The organism is Crossiella cryophila, assembly GCF_014204915.1.
Classification (GTDB): Bacteria; Actinomycetota; Actinomycetes; order Mycobacteriales; family Pseudonocardiaceae; genus Crossiella; species Crossiella cryophila.
Window position 1 is genome coordinate 1,806,557 of record NZ_JACHMH010000001.1, and the last position, 17,778, is coordinate 1,824,334.

At 70.5% G+C, this 17,778-nt stretch carries 10 protein-coding genes; 4 read left to right on the top strand and 6 right to left on the bottom strand.

The features are described 5' to 3' along the window. Positions 1-46: 46 nt before the first annotated feature. Positions 47-1,045: a LacI family DNA-binding transcriptional regulator gene (locus HNR67_RS08525; protein WP_247763373.1), complete on the bottom strand. Its 999-nt coding sequence runs from the start codon at positions 1,043-1,045 to the stop codon at positions 47-49. Positions 1,046-1,472: 427 nt separating this feature from the next. After that, positions 1,473-2,870 (bottom strand): LVIVD repeat-containing protein, encoded by a 1,398-nt coding sequence (locus HNR67_RS08530; protein WP_246492479.1) that lies wholly within the window; start codon positions 2,868-2,870, stop codon positions 1,473-1,475. 176 nt (positions 2,871-3,046) lie between these two features. Between HNR67_RS08530 and HNR67_RS08535 the strand changes: the two genes are divergently transcribed. The 3 genes from HNR67_RS08535 (at position 3,047) to HNR67_RS08545 (ending at position 10,483) form a co-directional block, all read left to right on the top strand. After that, a complete protein-coding gene (locus HNR67_RS08535) occupies positions 3,047-3,700 on the top strand; it encodes a DUF305 domain-containing protein (RefSeq protein WP_312986789.1) in 654 nt (217 codons plus the stop codon). Positions 3,701-3,859: 159 nt separating this feature from the next. Then, a complete protein-coding gene (locus tag HNR67_RS08540; protein WP_185001532.1) occupies positions 3,860-7,111 on the top strand; it encodes a S8 family serine peptidase in 3,252 nt (1,083 codons plus the stop codon). Between the two features lie 225 nt (positions 7,112-7,336). After that, entirely contained in the window at positions 7,337-10,483 is a 3,147-nt protein-coding gene (locus tag HNR67_RS08545; RefSeq protein ID WP_185010350.1) for a S8 family serine peptidase, read from the top strand. A gap of 9 nt (positions 10,484-10,492) precedes the next feature. On the opposite strand, the gene HNR67_RS08550 is transcribed toward HNR67_RS08545, so the two are convergent. Further along, positions 10,493-10,798, bottom strand: a complete 306-nt coding sequence (locus HNR67_RS08550; RefSeq protein WP_185001533.1) for a hypothetical protein — start codon at positions 10,796-10,798, stop codon at positions 10,493-10,495. Positions 10,799-11,041: 243 nt separating this feature from the next. Between HNR67_RS08550 and HNR67_RS08555 the strand changes: the two genes are divergently transcribed. Further along, on the top strand, positions 11,042-11,782 hold the full coding sequence (locus HNR67_RS08555; protein WP_185001534.1) for a GNAT family N-acetyltransferase: 741 nt from the start codon (positions 11,042-11,044) through the stop codon (positions 11,780-11,782). Between the two features lie 10 nt (positions 11,783-11,792). Here HNR67_RS08555 and HNR67_RS08560 read toward each other — a convergent pair whose 3' ends face one another. The 3 genes from HNR67_RS08560 to HNR67_RS08570 form a co-directional block, all read right to left on the bottom strand. Continuing rightward, complete coding sequence (locus tag HNR67_RS08560; RefSeq protein WP_185001535.1) at positions 11,793-13,607, bottom strand: glycosyl hydrolase family 18 protein; 1,815 nt, start codon at positions 13,605-13,607, stop codon at positions 11,793-11,795. 982 nt (positions 13,608-14,589) lie between these two features. Beyond that, entirely contained in the window at positions 14,590-15,483 is an 894-nt protein-coding gene (locus tag HNR67_RS08565) for a sigma-70 family RNA polymerase sigma factor (RefSeq protein WP_185001536.1), read from the bottom strand. A 152-nt stretch (positions 15,484-15,635) separates the two neighbouring features. Beyond that, positions 15,636-17,702: an ATP-binding protein gene (locus HNR67_RS08570; RefSeq protein WP_185001537.1), complete on the bottom strand. Its 2,067-nt coding sequence runs from the start codon at positions 17,700-17,702 to the stop codon at positions 15,636-15,638. Between the last annotated feature and the right edge of the window lie 76 nt (positions 17,703-17,778).

Here is a 17,778-nt window from a genome sequence, read left to right on the forward strand (position 1 = left end):
CCCTGACCCGGTGGCGCCCACGAATGTTCGCGCTTGCTTTGTCCAGCTACGCCGACGGCGCGGGTGCGGTGGAAGCCCGCACCACGAGTTCCGGCGGTGTGGGGAGCACCAGCTTGCTGGGCCGGTTCCCCTGGAGCACCTGCAACAACATGTGTGCCGAGGCACGGCCCAGCTCCCGTTGCGGCGTCTTCACCGCGGTCAGGGGAGGGTCGGTGTGCGCCGCGACGATGTGCTCGTCGATGGCGATCACGCTCAGGTCGTGCGGCACGGAAAGGCCCAGCTCACGGGCTGCGCTGAGAGTGCCGAGGGCACTCAGCAGGTTGGCCACCACCAGGGCGGTCGGCCGTTGGGCGGCCGGCGCGTCCAGGATGTGCAGGGCTGCCTGGTGGCCGCCCCGCCAGTGGAAGTTGCCGTCGCAGATCCATTCCGGGCGCACGGTGAGCCCGTGCGACCGCATGGCCGCGGCGAAACCCTGGCGCCGCCGCAGGCCGGTGTCGGTGCGCAGTGGTCCGCTCACATGACCGATCCGCCGGTGCCCCAGTTCCACCAGGTGATCGACCATGATCGAGACGTTGCGCACCTCGTCCATCACCACCGCGGCCGGGTAGCCGGGGGTGCCGCGCTGCACGAGCACCATGGGCAGGTGCTCGCGGGAGGCCCACTCCTGGATGTTCGGGTCATCGACGCTGGCGAAGGCCACCAGCACGCCGTCCACCTTGCCTTCGAGCCCGAGCTTGTCGTAGGCGTTGCCCGCGCCCTCACCGCTGCCGGCCTCGACCACCATCAGTGTGTAGTCCTGCTCGGTCGCCACTTCCTGGACGCCCCGCATTATCTGCGTGAAGCCGAAATTGTCCAGGTCGGGCACGAGCAGACCGATGGCCTGCTGTCGTTGCAGGCGCAGTGCGCGAGCCTGTGCGTTCGGGCGATACCCGAGCGCTTCGGCGGCGTCGAGTACCCGCTGCCGTGTCTCCGCCCGATAGGCGGTGTCCTGTCCCCGCAACAGCCGCGAGGCTGTCGACACATCCACCCCGGCCGCCGCCGCCACCTCGCGCAAGGTCGGACGATCACGCCGCCGACTTCGAGTGAGGGACAAGGACGCGCCGGGCGAAACTGCCACTGGCCGCCAGCCAGCGGCCTCTGGCCGAGTTACCACTCCAACCCCCTTGAACCCCCTCCGGTACAGCCGTCACTCTAGGGGGTTTGTCGGCTGCTGAGTGTGGGCTGTCCAGGTGTCTCGGTGATCCCCACCCGAACGGCCGCAGTCAACTGGCGGAAGCTCGACAAAAGTGGAACTCCTGGATGCCGGACGCTACTCCGAACAGGCTCCCCGCACGACATTCGGCAACACTGATGGTTTAGGGAAGCTGTTGTAGGCAATCGGTTTCTGCCCCCGGACACGACAACGGGGGTGCCGCACCCTCACCTGGTTGGCAAGAATGCGACACCCCCGCAGGGTGTGTCGAGTTAGGACATCAGCCGAAGTAACGGCCCTGGGTCTGCACGTTCAGCTCGTCGAAGTGCTGGAACTTCGCGAGGTCGGTGCGCCAGTCGTCAAGCCGGAGGACGTCGAAGCCCTTCTGGATGTCCGAGGAGTAGATGTAACCGTTGTACCAGTAGGCCGACCAGGAACCGCCGGTCTTGAGCTGGGTGTCCGAGAGCGGGCCGCGCTCCCAGAAACCGATCTCCTTGGGCTTGCTGGAGTCGGTGAAGTCCCACACCGACACGCCGCCCTGGTACCAGGCCTGGACCATGATGTCCTTGCCGGGAACCGGGATCAGCGAGCCGTTGTGCGCCACGCAGTTCTCGGTGTCCTTCTGCGGCCGCGGGATCTTGTAGTAGCTGCGGAAGACCAGCTTGCGCTTGTCGCCCTTGCCCACGATGTCGTAGACGCCGTTCGCGCCGCGCTTGTCGCCGGTGGCCGCGTTGCAGGTGGCGCCACCGCCGCCGCCGAGCTCGTCGGTGAAGACGACCTTGTCGCCGCGGTTGTTGAAGGTCGCGGAGTGCCAGAACGCGAAGTTCACGTCATCGCGCACCCGCTCGATCACCTTCGGCTTCTCCCGGTTGGAGATGTCGAAGAGGATGCCGTCGCCCATGCACGCGCCGGCCGCCAGGTCCAGCTTGGGGTAGACGGTGATGTCGTGGCAGCCCGAGGTCGCGGACAGGTTCGGGTTGGTGCTGGGGCTACCGCCGGGGTTGCCACCGTCCGGGAACAGCACCGGCGCGGAGATCACCGAGGCGGCCGCCGGGTTGCGCAGCGGCACCTTCACGATGGAGATCTTGTCGTGCGGCGGCTGGCAGTCCGGGAAGGCGGCCGACGGGCCGTAGGAGGAGCTGTACAGGTACACGTTCCGGTTGCCCTTGTCGGGCACCAGGGTGTGCGTGTGCGAGCCGCAGTCGTTCTCCACGGCGGCGACGTACTTGGGGTTGCGCACGTCGCTGATGTCGAAGATCTTCACGCCCTCCCAGGACTCCTTGACCGTGGCCGGCTGGCTCACGTTCTCGCAGGAGTTGTTGCTGCGGGAGGAGTCGGTGGACAGGAACAGCAGGTTCCCGTGCACCGAGACGTCGTTCTGCCCACCAGGGCAGAGCACCTGGGCGACCCGCTTCGGCTTCGCCGGACGGCGGATGTCGAAGATGTCGAACCCGTTGTAGTTGCCGACGAAGGCGTAGTCGCCCTGGAAGGCCATGTCGGTGCCGAGCGCGTTCTCCGGTGCGAACGGCCCTTCCTTCGGCAGGTTCGCGACCTGCTTGATGTTCCTGCTGCTGACGATCTGGTCAACGCCGGGGATGCCGTCGGTCGGCTCGGCTGCCACAGCGGGCGAGCCGGCGAGCGTGGAGGCGGCGACGAGCGCCGCTCCGGACAGCACCATCAGTAAACGGCGTGCAGTGCGTTGGGTAGACGCCACCCTCAAAGCTCCCATCGCGTGACGGCTGGATCTGTGCAGTATCTACGTGTGCTTTCGGTTAGGAAACAGCCTTTGGCCCCCCGCTGCACACAGTTTTTCCAGGTTCCCAGCAGGCGGACGCCCAGGTAGCGTCGCTGGTCGTGAGCCGTCTGCCCTGGAAAACCGGTGTCCTCGCGGTATTCGCCGTCCTGTCGCTCACTGCCTGTACCGGCAATGGCACGCAGGGTGCGCCGCCGGAGGCCACCGAGCGGGTGCCGGTGATCGCGCCGGGCAAGCCTGGTGAGCCGGCGAAAACCCTGTCGAGCATGCCGCCGCTGGCCGAGCGGCCGCCCGGTGATGCCGATTTCCGCTATGTCTCGATGATGATTCCGCATCACCGGCAGGCGCTGGAGATGACCGCGCTGGCCCCGGACCGCGCCCAGCACCAGGATGTGCGCGGGCTGGCCGCGCGGATCGACGGCGCGCAGGCCCCGGAGATCCAGGCCATGTCGGCCTACCTGCAGCGGCACAAGAAACCGGTGCCGGAGGCGCATGCCGGCGGCGGACACGGTTCCGGTGACGCGGCCATGCCGGGGATGGCCTCCTTCGCGGACATGGTCCACCTCAAGAACAGCAGGGGCGCGGACTTCGACAAGCTGTTCGTGCGCTTGATGATCGCCCACCACGAGGGCGCGGTGAAGATGGCCAACGACGTGCTGGCCAGCGGGCACGACATCTTCGTCGAGGAGATGGCCCAGGACGTCATCGCCACCCAGACCGCGGAGATCAAGCGGATGAAGGAAATGCGGTTCTGAACCGTTTCCGGCGGAAGCCTTGACGCACAACCGTTATGTGGGATGGCTAACGTCCATAGTGGACTGTATTGAACAGTATTGAGTGCTCCGTTTGCGCCATTGAACTTCCCCTGGCGGCGGGTTCTGCTCTTGGGCATCGTTCCCAAGAAGGGATCAGCCGTGACCAACCCCTCCACCCGCCGCTGGCGTGCGCCTGCCGCGGCCGTGCTGGCCGCAGCGCTGGGCACCGCCGCGTTCGGCCTGGCCGCGCCCGCCTCGGCGGCCCCGCAACAGAATCCGCCCCAGGCGGACAAACAGCTCGACAAGCGCGACCGGGAACTCCTGGCCGAGGCCGCCCGCGAGGGCAAGCAGAACGTGACCCTGCTGGTGGCCGCGGCCAAGGGCCGCACCGACAAGGCCGTTGAGGAGCTGCGCTCGCTCGGCGGTGTCGTGGAGTCCACCGAGAAGAGCGTGGACTACGTCAAGGTCTCCGTGCCGCGCGAGAAGGCCGAGCAGGTCGCGAAGCTGAAGTCGGTGGACGCCATCGACGTCGACGCGGTCATCCCGGTCGACGACCCGCGTCCGCAGCCCAACGGCGCGGTGCAGCCGCTGCCGCAGAAGGCGCCCGACGCCAAGACCCCCCGGGTCAACCCGTACATGCCGACCGGCGACATCGGCGCCGCGCAGTTCGGGCAGACGCTGCCGTTCTGGGACGGCCGGGGCACCACCATCGCGATCCTGGACTCCGGCGTCGACCTCGACCACCCGGCGCTGGCCACCACCAGCACCGGTGAGCGCAAGATCGTCGACTGGTACACCGCGAACTCGCCCACCTCCGGCGACGGCACCTGGGTCGCGATGACCAAGAACGGCCGCACCGGCAAGTTCACCGAGGCCGGCCGCGAGTGGACCGCGCCCAGCACGGGTGGCCCGTACTCCTTCGGCCTGTTCAAGGAGACCGCGCAGGACCTGGGCGCGGCGGGCAGCGAGATCGGCGGCGACGTCAACCGGGACGGCGACCGCGCCGACTCCTGGGGCGTGCTGCAGGACATCGTCACCAAGGAGGTCCGGGTCGACCTCAACGGCGACGGCGACTTCACCAACGACAAGGTGATGATCGACTACAAGGTCAAGCAGGACGTGCAGTACTTCGGCACGGACAAGGCCGAGACCGCCAACATCGTTGAGCGGATGGCCTTCGTGGTGCAGACCGACCGCTCGATCTACGACATCGGTGGCACCCCGTACGTCAGCCTGGGCATCGCCTCCGGCTCGCACGGTTCGCACGTGGCAGGCATCGCGGCCGGGCACAAGCTGCTCGGCGGCAACATCGCAGGTGGCGCGCCGGGCGCGAAGCTGATCTCGATCAAGGCCTGCCTGTCCAGCCCCGGCTGCACCTCCAGCGGTCTGCTCGACGGCGTGCTGTACGCGGCCAAGAACGGCGCGGACGTCATCAACATCTCCATCGGCGGACTGCCCGGCCTCAACGACGGCAACAACGCGCGGGCCGCGCTCTACAACCGCACCATCGCCGAGTACAAGATGCAGATCTTCATCTCGGCCGGTAACAGCGGCGCAGGCGCGAACACCGTCGGCGACCCCTCGGTGGCCACCGACGCGGTCAGCGTGGGCTCCTCGATCACCGCGGCGACCTGGCTGAGCAACTACGGCTCGGAGGCCGCGGCCAAGGAGGGCCTGCACCCGTTCTCCTCGCGCGGTCCGGCCGAGGACGGCGGCTTCAAGCCGAACATCATCGCCCCCGGCTCGGCGATCTCCACCACGCTGCGCTGGCAGGCCCCCGGTCCGACCGTCGGCACCTTCCAGCTGCCTGCCGGGTACTCGATGTTCAACGGCACCTCGATGGCCTCCCCGCAGGCGACCGGCGCGGCCGCGCTGCTGCTCAGCGCGTACAAGGCCACCCACGGCGGGCAGCGTCCGACGCCAGCCCAACTGCGCAACGCGATCTACTCGAGCGCCAAGTTCCTGCCGAACCTGGGCGCCTACGAGCAGGGCGCCGGCAAGTTCGACGTCTGGGGCGCGTTCTTCGCGCTGCAGCGCGGACCGGCCACCGACACGGTGCGCACCGAGGTCGAGGTGGACACCTCGCTGGAAGGCCAGCTGGCCAAGCCCGGCTTCGGCGTCGGCATCCACGACCGTGAGGGCGTGGCCGCCGGCAAGTCCTACACCAGGACCTACACCCTGACCCGCACCACCGGCGCGGCCGGCAACCACCGCTACTCGGTGGACTGGGTGGGCAACGACGGCACCTTCTCCTCGGCGCGTTCGGTGCAGCTCCCGCTGAACACCCCGGTCAAGTTCGAGGTCAAGGTCAACCCGAAGTCGGCAGGCGCGCACTCCGCCCTGCTGCGCCTGGACAACCCGGCCACCCCTGGCATCGACTCGCAGGGCCTGGCCGCGGTCTTCGCCGCCCAGGACTTCACCGCCGCGGCCGGGTACAAGGTCACCTCCACCGGTGAGATCGGCCGCAACCAGGCCAAGTCGGTCTTCGTGCGGGTGCCCCAGGGCGCCAGCGCACTCAAGATCGACCTGGCCGCCGGCGGCGCTGCGGGCAAGGGCCAGGTGCGCTTCCTGCGCTACGACCCGACCGGTGTGCCGAGGGATGTCACCTCGACCACCAACTGCTACAACCCGGACGCGGGCGCCGGTTGCTCGGGCGGCACGCCGAACAGCCGCACCATCACCAACCCGCAGCCCGGCGTGTGGGAGATCATCATCGAGGCCCGCCGGACCTCGGATGTGAAGGTCGCGCCGTACTCGGTCACCGCCGAGGTGCTGGGCACCAAGATCACCCCGAACCCGGACGTGATCCCCACGGCCGCGGTCGGCACTCCGCTGGAGCGCCAGTACACCGTGGCCAACAACCTGGCAGGCTTCACCGGCAAGCTCGTCGGCGGCACCCTGGCCAGCGCGAAGACCGACCGGCCGAGCATCGCCAACCTGACGTCCCAGCAGTACGACGTCACGGTCCCGGCCGGCGCGTCCAGCTTCACCGCCACCATCGGCAACACCGCCGACGCCGCCGCCGACCTGGACCTCACCGTCCAGAACTGCACCAGCGGCACCTGCGTGGACACCGCGGCCAGTGCCGACGGTGACTCGGAGGAGTCGGTCACCATCGCCAACCCCGCCGCGGGCAAGTGGCGCGTGGTGATCGACGGCTACTCGGTGCCCGCCGGCACCACCGCCTATGACTACCTCGACTCCTTCGTCGCGGCGGCCCTTGGCAACATCACGGCGACCGACACGGACGCCGCGCACGCGGCGGGCACCTCGTGGGCGGTCCCGGCGAAGATCAACGTCGGCGGCCAGCCCGGCGCCGGGCGGCACCTGCGCGGCGATCTGCTGGTGCAGACCGCCGACAAGGTGACCGTCGGCCGTGGCGCGGTGCAGATCCAGGCCGTGACCGGCTGACCAACTGAATGAACGAAGACCCCGTCCGGGCTGCACTCCCGGACGGGGTCTCGTCCTTTCCGGCCAAGGCACCCGTCTCGAAGCGCCGAAACCGTCCATTGTGGATACCGTGCGACCGATGCTCCGCTGATCGTCCGTACGAAGGGTGCCGCCGTGACCACACCGCTTCGCCCGCCGCGTCATCCCGGCGCGGTGCTCCTGCTCGCCTGCTCGGTGCTGGCCGCGATGAGCCTCACCGCGCTGCCCGCGACCGCGGCCCCGCCGGGCGAGGCGGTCAAACAGCTCGACAAGGCCGACCGCGGCCGGATCGCCGAGGCGCGCGGTGCCGGGCAGGCCACGGTCACCCTGCTGGTCGCCGCCGAGACCGGGCGGGCCGGGGACGCCGAGGCCGAGTTGCGGGAACTGGGCGGGGTGGTGCGGGCGAGTGAGCCCGCGGTGGGGTACCTCAAGGTCGACCTGCCCGCCGAGCACGCCGAGCGGGCGGCCCGGCTGGCCTCGGTCAAGGCGGTGGACGTGGATCACCTGGTGCGCCGGGAGAATCCGCGGCCGGACGGCGCCGAGCAGCCGATCCCGCAGCCCGCGCCCGGCCCCGCGACCCCGCGCGACAACCCCTATCTGCCCACCAGGGACATCGGCGCGCCCGGCTTCGGCGCCGACGGCCGGGGCACCACGATCGCGATCCTGGACTCCGGCGTGGATCTGGATCACCCGGCGCTGGCCACCACCAGCACCGGTGAGCGCAAGATCGTCGACTGGTACACCGCGAACTCGCCAACCTCCGGCGACGGCACCTGGGTGCAGATGTCCACCAAGCTCCACAGTGGACAGTTCAACGCCGCCGACCGGGACTGGTCCGCACCCGCGACCGGTGGGCCCTATTCCTTCGGCCTGTTCCGGGAAATCGCGCAGGACCTGGGTGCGACGGGCAGTGAGATCGGCGGCGACGTCAACCGGGACGGCGACCGCGCCGACTCCTGGGGCGTGCTCCAGGACACGGTCACCAAGCAGGTCCGGGTCGACCTGGACGGCGACGGCGACTTCACCGACGAGACGCCGATGATCGATTACAAGGTGAAGCACGACATCGGCCACTTCGGCCAGGACCGGCCGCAGACGCCGGTGCTGGACCGGGTCGCCTTCGTGGTGCAGACCGACCGCTCGACCTACGACGGCAAGGCCACGCCGTATGTGAGCCTGGGCATGGCCAGCGCAGCGCACGGCTCGCACGTGGCCGGGATCGCGGCCGGGAACAAGCTCTTCGGCGGGGCGATGGCCGGTGGCGCGCCGGGTGCGAAGCTCATCTCGGTCAAGGCCTGCCTGGCCACCGTGGCCTGCACCTCCAGCGGCCTGGTCGACGGCGTGCTCTACGCCGCGCGCAACGGCGCCGATGTCGTCAACATCTCCATCGGCGGCCTGCCCGGTCTCAACGACGGGGACAACGCCCGCGCCGCGCTCTACAACCGCACCATCGCCGAGTACAAGGTCCAGCTCTTCATCTCCGCGGGCAACGAGGGCGCGGGCGCGAACACCGTCGGCGACCCCTCGGTGGCCGCGGACGCGGTCAGCGTCGGCTCCTCGATCACCGCCGAGACCTGGCTGGCCGACTACGGATCCGTGGTCTCGGCCAAGCAGGGCCTGCACCCGTTCTCCTCCCGCGGACCGGCGGAGAACGGCGGCTTCAAGCCGAACATCATCGCCCCCGGCGCGGCGATTTCCACTGTGCCACCGTGGCAAACGCCCGGTCCGATCGCCGGCACCTATCCGCTGCCCGCCGGGTACTCGATGTTCAACGGCACCTCGATGGCCTCCCCGCAGGCCACCGGCGGCGCGGCGCTGCTGATCGGCGCGCACAAGGCCGCCCGCGGCGGCGCCCGGCCCGATCCGGCCTTGCTGCGCAACGCGATCTACTCCACCGCACGCTTCCTGCCGAACCTGGGCGCCTACGAACAGGGCGCCGGACTGATGGACGTCCCGGCCGCTTTCGCCGCCCTGCAACGGGATCCGGCGCCAGAGGTGATCAAGGCCGAGGTCGGAGTCAAGACCGTCCTGTCCGGACAGCTGGCCAAACCCGATGTGGGCGTTGGCATCCACGACCGCGAGGGCGTCCAGGTCGGCGTGGGCTACACCCGCACCTACACGCTCACCCGCACCACCGGATCGCCGAACCGGGCCTGGCACCGGGTGGAATGGCTCGGCAACGACGGCACGTTCAGCTCCGCGAGCAGCATCCGGCTGCCGCTGAACCAGCCGGTCACCCTGCCGGTGCGGATCACCCCGCGCACCGCGGGCGCGCATTCCGCGCTGCTGCGCATCGACAACCCGATGACCCCCGGCATCGACCTGTTCACCCTCAACTCGGTGTTCGCCCCGCTGGAACTCAACGCCGCCAACGGTTTCACCGCCAGTGCCAGCGGCGAGGCCGGGCGCAACAGCACCCGCTCGACCTTCGTCAGGGTGCCGGCGGGCAGCACCGGCCTGAAGATCGATTTCGCCGGTGGCGGCGCGCCGGGCAAGGGCCAGCTGCGGTTCCTGCCGTTCACGCCCACCGGCCAGCCGTACGAGGAGACCGGGTCCCGGTTCTGCTACCTGCCCGACGGCGGCGGTGGTTGTCCCACCGGCTCACCGAGCAGTCGCACGGTGCTCGCGCCGCAGCCGGGGGTGTGGGAGATCGTCGCCGACGCCCGGCGTACCTCCGACGCGCTGGCCGCCCCGTTCACCGTGACCGTGGCCGCGCTGGCGATCAAGGTCCAACCGGATCCGGACGTGGTGGCCACCGCGCCGCTCGGCCGGCCGGTGTCCAGGGAGTACGCGCTGCACAGCACCATGGCCGCGTTCACCGGACGGCTGGCGGGCGGCCCACTGGGCAGTGCGCGCACGTTGCGGCCCACCATCGCCGCGGGTACTCAGCTGAGTTACGAGGTGACCCTGCCCGAGGGCACCTCCACGCTCACCGTGCGCACCGGCAACCCGGCCGACCCCGGCGCCGACCTGGACCTGCTGGTCTTCGACTGCTCAAGTGGCACCTGCGCGCAGGCCGGGTCCAGCGGCGGACCCACCGCGACGGAGAAGGTGACCATCAGCAACCCGAAGGCCGGGCGCTGGCGGATCGAGATCGACGGCTACGCGGTGCCCACCGGCAGTACGGCCTATGACTACCTGGACCTCTACGCCGCGCCCTCACTCGGCGCGGTCGAGGTCAGCGACACCGATCAGGCGAGGCCGAGTGGGAGTACGTGGACGGTGCCGGGCACGGTGACCGCGCGCAGCGGTCTGGCGCCGGGCCGGGCGTTGCGCGGTGAACTCCAGGTCCGCACCACCGCCGAGGGCGTGGCCGCCATCAGCGGGGTCGAGGTCCGCGCCACCAGCGGCTGAACCGGCCGATCACGACGGCCCCACACCGGGCTGCACTCCCGGTGTGGGGTCGTCTCGCGGGATCAGCCGATCCAGTTCCACTGATGTGACAGAGGGCAGCGCGGCGGCTCGTTCCACGGCGTCGAGGGGCACTTCGACCCGCAGATAACCGACCGCACCGTCACTGACCTCCACAGTCGCCCCGAGTTCGCGTAGCCCCGTGGTGACCTTCTCGGTCGCACCGGGTTCGGTGAACACCATGAGCAGCATGGTCTTCCGGCCCTCCTGACGGGCCTTGGCCACCTGCTGGCGTTTCGCCTCATCAAGCTTGCGCACTGGCGACTCGCTACTGACCTGCGTACTGGGCGAACCACTGGACGTGGCCGAGGGCGGGGAACCGGCCTGGGGCCGCGCGCCGCATGAGCCGAGCGCGAGGGCGGCCGTGACCGCGAACACCCCAGCACCGACCCGGCAGAGCGAACCCATCCGAACTCCTCTTCTCCTCGTCCCAACCGCAAGGACGGAAGCCCGGCGAAAGACGGTTGCACCCGAGTTCGCAATGAATGAAAATACGTGACCATGCATACTCAGTCGATCTCGTTCGGGAGGCTCGCCTCCGAGGCATGGCCGGGCCTGCACACCCGCGAGGTGGACGGCTGGCTGGTGCGCACCGCCGGCGGGGTGACCAACCGGGCCAACTCGGTCCTGGCCGAACAGTCCCCCACTGACCTGGAGGCCGCACTGACCGAGGTCGAACGGCACTACGCCCGCCTCGGCCAGCCCAGCGTCTTCCAGGTAGGCCCGGACAGCAGACCAACAAACCTGGACGAGGTCCTCGCCGCCCGCGGCTACCGCATCGTCACCCCGGTCCACGGCCAGACCGCCCCCATCCCCACGGCCCTGGCGGCCCTCGGCGAGCAGACCCGGCACCCCGTGGTCACCGATCACCCCACCGAGACCTGGCTGGACCTGCATTGGGCGGAAAGCGGCCGCACCGACCCGGCAGGCAGGTTCATCACCCACCAGATCCTGACCGCGGTCCCGGCCGGCTACGCCAACCTGAACGACCAGGCCCTGGCCAGGGGCGCCCTGGTGCGGGACTGGGTCGGCATCTTCGGCATGTGGGTGGACCCCGCGGCCCGCGGCCAGGGCCTGGCCCGCGCGGTGCTCGCCGGCCTGCTGCACTGGGCAGCGGACCGGGGAGCGACCCACGCGTTCCTCCAGGTGATGGAGCAGAACACGGTCGCGCAGCGGTTGTACGCCAGCGCCGGATTCAGCACCGTCAGCCGGTACCACTACCGCGTACTCGACCAGCCGTGATCGGTCCCCGCTAGCCGAGGAACGGCCCGGCCATCGCGTTGAGCAGGCTGTGCTGGGCGTCGTCATCGGACAACTCCCACATGAACGTGCCGCGCAACCCGGTCTGCTTGGCGTAGGCCGCCTTCACCGCGATCGAGGTCGGGTCCTCGTAGCTGATGAAGGTCTTGCTCGAGGCGTTGTACAGGTACGGCACCTGGGCGGCGCCGTGCCGGAGCTGTTGCCAGGCCGGGTTGTTCAGGTACTGCGCCTTGATCGTCTTCCACTGCGGCGCGTTGATGGTGCCGGAGTAGGGCAGGAACAGCCCCTTCCGCGCGTCCGCCTGCGGGCTGTTGATGGTGAAACCCCGCGAGTAGAACGGCGTGCCCAGCACCATCTTGTTCTTCGGCACCCCGTTGGCCAGGTAGTGCTCGATCCCGCCGATCACGTTGTTGCCGCCCTTCATCGGCTGCCCGGTCGGGTCCTCGGCGGCGGCCCGCATCGGCGCGTTGAACATCGAGATCGGCGAGTAGCCGGTGCCCATGTCGTAGGTCATCACGTTGTAGAAGTCGAGCGTCTTGGCCACCTCGGCCAGCTCGAAGCTCTGCGTCACGTCGTACGGGCCGTCGTCCTGGAACCGCCCGACCGGCGTGGCCGCGATGAGCTGCAGCCTGCGGCCCTGCGCGACACCGACCGCGTCGATCTGCCGCCGCAGCTCCTGGAACAGCAGGGTGGCGTTGCGCTTGTCCTCCGGCCGCTTGGTGATGATGCCGCCGGAGACCGGGAACTCCCAGTCGATGTCGATCCCGTCGAAGACATCCCGGTGCTGCTTGAGGTACAGGTCAACGCACGAGCTGGCGAACGCGCTACGCGCGGCCGGGGTCAGCGCCCCGTCGGAGAACCCGTCCGCACCCCAGCCCCCCAACGAGATGATCACGTTGAGGTGCGGGTGCCGCTGCTGCAGCGTGCGCAGCTCGGCGAAGTGGTTCAGCGCCGCGGCACTGGGCGCCTGGCACCGACCACCCTGCACCGACCCGAAGGCGTAGTACAGGTGGGTCAGCTTCTGCGCCGGGATCTGCGCGACCGGGAACCCGGTCCAGCCCGCGTAGTAGGCCCCGACGATCCCGCCCCTGGGCGCACTGGTGTCCGCAGGCGTGCTGCCGGTGACAGCCTGGCTGCGCCCGGACTCGTTGCCGGCCGCGTCCACCGCGGTCACCACGTAGGTGTGCGTGCTCTCCGGCGCCAGCCCGGACACGGTCACCTCCGCACCCGCGCTGGTGCCGACCAGCACCGAGCCCTCGTACACCCGGTACCCGGCCACACCCACGTTGTCCGTGGCCGCGGTCCAGGCCAGCGTCAGGCTGCTCGCCGTGCTCCCACTGACCCGCACCGCGCCAGGCACACTCGGCGCCAGGGTGTCGACGGGCCCGCCGACACAAGGCGCTCCGTTGACCGTGCAGCCGGTCGGCCCGGCGAGGGCGCCGGTGAAGCTGCCGTTGAAGCCGACGGTCACACTCTGGCCCGCGCCGATCGTGCCGTTCCAGGACAGCGCCTGCACGGTGTTGCGGTTGCCGGACACCGAGTGCTGCCCGTTCCACAGGCTGGTCACCCGGACGTTGTCCGGCAGGTCGAACACCAGCGTCCACCCGCTCGCGGGCGAGTCACCGGTGTTGCGGATGGTGTACTGCGCCCCGAACCCGGAATCCCAGGTCCCGGTGGTGGCGAAGCTCGCGGACAGCTGCGCTGCCGCACTCGCCGAGGGCGGTATCAGGAGCCCGGACAACGCGAGCAGTCCTCCGGACAACAGGGCCAGCAGACGGGTACTCGGGCGGGAACGCGGATGGGACACCGGCAGTCCTCCAGCAGCTCGTGCGGTGGCGGCGGCGAGCCCACCGAGCATCTGGTCTAGACCTATTCGCTGTCAAGCAAGGGCACCGATCCGGGCCCCGGCGGACATCCTGGCCGCCACCCCGGTGGAGACCGCGGCGCGGCATTGCCGGTTGGCATTCACCTCCAGTCGTTGTCGCAGGTAGCCGACCTGAGTCGGTGTTTAGCGGCGGTATTGGCGCCGCGGTTAGCGTTGGTCCCGCTGCCCCGGGCACCCGGAACCCTCAGCAGAGGGATGCCCGGAACGCGCGCGACCGGCTTCCGGCATTCCTCGGCCCCGAGCCCCGGAAGCCGGTCAGCCCGCCCAGCGCCCATCCAGCCGCGCCCGACACACGCCGCGCCCAGCACACCGCGCCACACTTCCGGCCGCGCCCGACACACGCCGCGCCCAGCGCGCTGCGCATCCGGCCGCGCCCAGCTTTCCGCCGCGCCCGGCATCCCGCGAGGTCCTGGACCGGCCGCGCCCGGCGTCCGGCCGCGCTGGGCAACCTGCCAGATGCTGCACCGGCCGCGCCCGGCATCGGGCCATGCTGGGCAACCCGCCAGGTCCTGCACCCGCCGGGCCGCGCATCCGGCCGTGCCCGGCAACCTGTCAGGCCCGGCGCCCCGGCGCGCTCAGCATCCCGCCGGGTCCGCCGTCCGGCACTCCGTCCGGTCCGGCGCCCGGCTCCACCCGGAGCCCAGTCGCCGCCGCTGCCCGCATTCCCGGCCCAGCCACCAGCCCAAGCCGCGCCCATGCTCCAGCCCATGCCCCGGCCTCGGCCGGGCCGCTCCGTCCGCCCTCGTGGCCGGCACCGTGACACCTCGCCCGCTCCCGGGCGCTTCGCTGCGAATTCCGCGTTCCATGCCTCCACCCTGCCCACATCCGCCACCTCGCACCAGGGGACTCCGAGTCCCAGGGACTCCCCGTCCCTGGGACTCAGAGTCCCTGGTTAGCGGCCCCGTCAGCCGAGTAGCGTCATCGACAGCCGCCCGAGTCGCTCCGGGTCGGCAACGACGTCGATGCCGACGATCCGATCGTCGACAACGGTGAGCGCGAAGGCGACCCGGGTCCGACTGCCCGTGACGACCACCGCGCCCACCACGCCGTCGAGCAAGGCCGGCTGGGCCGCCCGAGCCCGGCCGGAGAAGGTCTTCGCGACAGCCTCGGCGCCCCGCAGTTCGGCAGTCAGCAGTGGTGCGCCCTGCTTCGCGTAGGTCTTGGCGGTGGTGACCGCCACCTGGTCGGCGCGGAGCACGACGTCGGGGTCGAGCACCGCGAGCAGGGCCTGGAGATCACCACCGCGGGAGGCGGCCAGGAACGCCTCCACCACGGCGCGTTGCCGGTTCTGGTCGGGTTCCGGCTCGGCGGGTGCGCCCTGCACCCGCCGGCGCGCCCGGCTGGCGAGTTGACGGGTCGCCTCGGGCGAGCGGCCCACGATCGGCGCGATCTCGTCGAAGGGCACCGCGAAGAGATCGTGCAGCACGAAGGCGAGCCGTTCCGCGGGCGCCAACGTCTCCAACACGACAAGGAGGGCAACACCGACTGAATCAGCGAGCAGGGCCGCCTGCTCCGGGCCGTCCGCCTCGGCGACCTGCTCGGGGAGCTGTTCCCCCGGCAGTTCCTCCCGCCGGGAACGCTTGGCCCGCAACATGTCCAGGCACACCCGCCCCACCACGGTGGTCAGCCAGCCCGCGAGGTTGTCCACCTGGTCCGTATCGGTCCGGCTCAGCCGGAACCAGGCTTCCTGCACCGCGTCCTCGGCCTCGGTGCGGGAGCCCAGCACGCGGAAGGCCACCGCCAGGAGGTGGTTGCGGTTCTCCTCGAATCGCGCCGCGAGCACATCGTGTTCGTCCATCGGTCACATTCCTTCGCCGGGGTCCGTCACTGGCTCTGACGGAGCAGAACCGCGGGATGTGACAGAAGCAGAACACCAGGTTCGCCCGGCCGGCCGGGCGGGCCTGGCGGGACCCACCGGCCGGGGCGGCCGGGCACACCGGGCCCGGCTGGTCAGCTGACCTTGCCGACCGGCTGCTCCTCGCCGTGGATCTCCTTGTCCCACAACACATCGCACAGTCTGCTGAGGCCGGTCTGCAGGTGCCGTCGATAGGTGCTGAACGGCAGGCCGAGGCGGGACGCGGCGGCCTCCTGGGTGGGGGCGCCGCGGGTGTAGGTGGCGGTGACCGCGCGGTGGTACTTCTCGCCGCCGCGGTCCTCGCGCAGGGACTGGATGGCGCGCAGCAGCAGGTCGTTGAGGGGTGTTCTGGTCTCGGCGACCAGGCGGCTGTGGGTCAGTGGGTTGGCGGTGTGGGCTTCGGCGTCGCGCAGGCAGCGCAGGGCGTCGCGGACCGCGCTGTCGAACTCCGGGCGGGTCAGCACGATCAGGCCGCGTGGGCCGGGCCGTTGTGCCGCGGTGCCGCGCAGCGAGGTCAGGCGGGGCGGTGTGCTGTGGCTGCGCCAGTCGCGGGCGAACAGGGTGTAGCTGTATTCGCCGACGGTCGGCCGGTCCGGCACGGGGTGGTTGCCCCAGTGGGTCAGGTGCGGGGTCCAGAACTCCGGGTCCCGCAGCACGGTGTATGTCCAGGCAATGCGGTGTGGGCGCAGGGTTTCCGCGATGGCGCCGCAGCGCATCAGGTCGAGCACAGGGGAGGGACGCTGGTAGGACTCCGGGTGTACCGCGAAGCGGGCCACCGCGAGGGTTTCGCCTTCGCGTAGTGGCGCGGTGGCGCGGGCGTGTGCCCAGGCGGCGGCGACCACCGGGTCGGTGTCGGTGCCCTCCTGGTCGGCCAGGCGCAGCCAGGCGGCGAAGGCGATCACCCGGCTGGTGCGGGTGCACTGGTAGAGGCGGAACGCCTCGGGCTGGCGGGCCAGCCAGTAGCGGGCCAGGTCGGCGGCGTCGGGGCCTTCGGCGGCCTCGGTCAGTGCGAGCACGGTGGCGTGTTCGGCCGGGGTGTACGGCAGTTCGCGTACCGAGCCCGCGTCGCGGAAGGTGTGCGTGGCCCGCACCGCAGGGTCGCGGCGCAGGTAGAGCAGGGCGTCGATGAGTGGCAGGGCCTCGGCGCGGGCGGCGGCGTGGGTGGTGACGCGGGCGGCTGGGTGGGCGGCGGAGTTGGTGGCCGTCTGTACGGCGGCGCGCAGGTGTTCCCGGATCTGGCCGTGCATGGTCTGGTGGGCGTCCGGGTCACGCCAGCGCAGGTCCGCCTCCAGGGCCGCGCGCACCACCGGGCTCGGGTACAGCCCGCGTTCGGTGACCGCGACGAACGGCAGTCCGCGCAGCCAGCCGAACAACTCCGCGGCGGCCTCGCCGAGTACCGCGCGCAGCAGGCCCTCGGTGGTGACCCGCGCGTGCGCGCACACCTCCAGCGCCCGCCGGTGCAGTGCCGAGGGCAGTTCGCCGATCAACTGCGGCAGCAGTGCCTCCAGCACGCCGTGCCCCGGCGTCCAGTCGGCCGGCGGTGCCGACTCGTGCTGGGCGAGGGCGGCGGCCAGGGCCAGGGCGAGTGGGTTGCCGCCGGTGAAGGACAGCAGCGCGTCGATCGCCTTCGCCGGCACGCCCCGGTCACCCAGGAAGGTCGCCGCCTCGGGCGGGGCCAGGTCGCGCACGGGCAGCGGGCGGAACAGTCCGGCCCAGCCCGGGTCGACCAGCCACCGGCTGCCCGGTGGGCGGCGGCCGGCCAGCACGGTGACCACGCCGATGGGCAGCCGGGTCAGGAAGTCCTCGCGTAGCCAGTCCGCCAGGCCCGCGCAGGCGTCGAAGTCGTCCACCAGTAGCACCGCGCGCTCATCGGCGAGGGCAACCTGAGCGCTATTCGCGAATTGCCCTGGATCGGTCCCGGTAATACGTCCGTCGATCTCCACAACGGTGCGGCCGGCCGAACGGGCAACCTGCCCGAATCGTCGAAGCAGGGTCGACTTGCCAATGCCGCCCGGACCGTGCGCGAACAACACGGACGCGGCCTGACCGGTCCCGGCCAGTGCCTCGGTGAAGGCGCTGAGCTGGGCTTCCCGGCCGATGAAGGCGCGTTCCCGCATTGCCTGCACGCGGCGGCCGAGTAGGGACTTCTCATTTCCGGACATGAACCACCTCGGGTCGGATGTCACGTTGCTGCCAGTGCCGTGACGAGGTTGTTCTACGTCGAAAGACCTTCTCCGG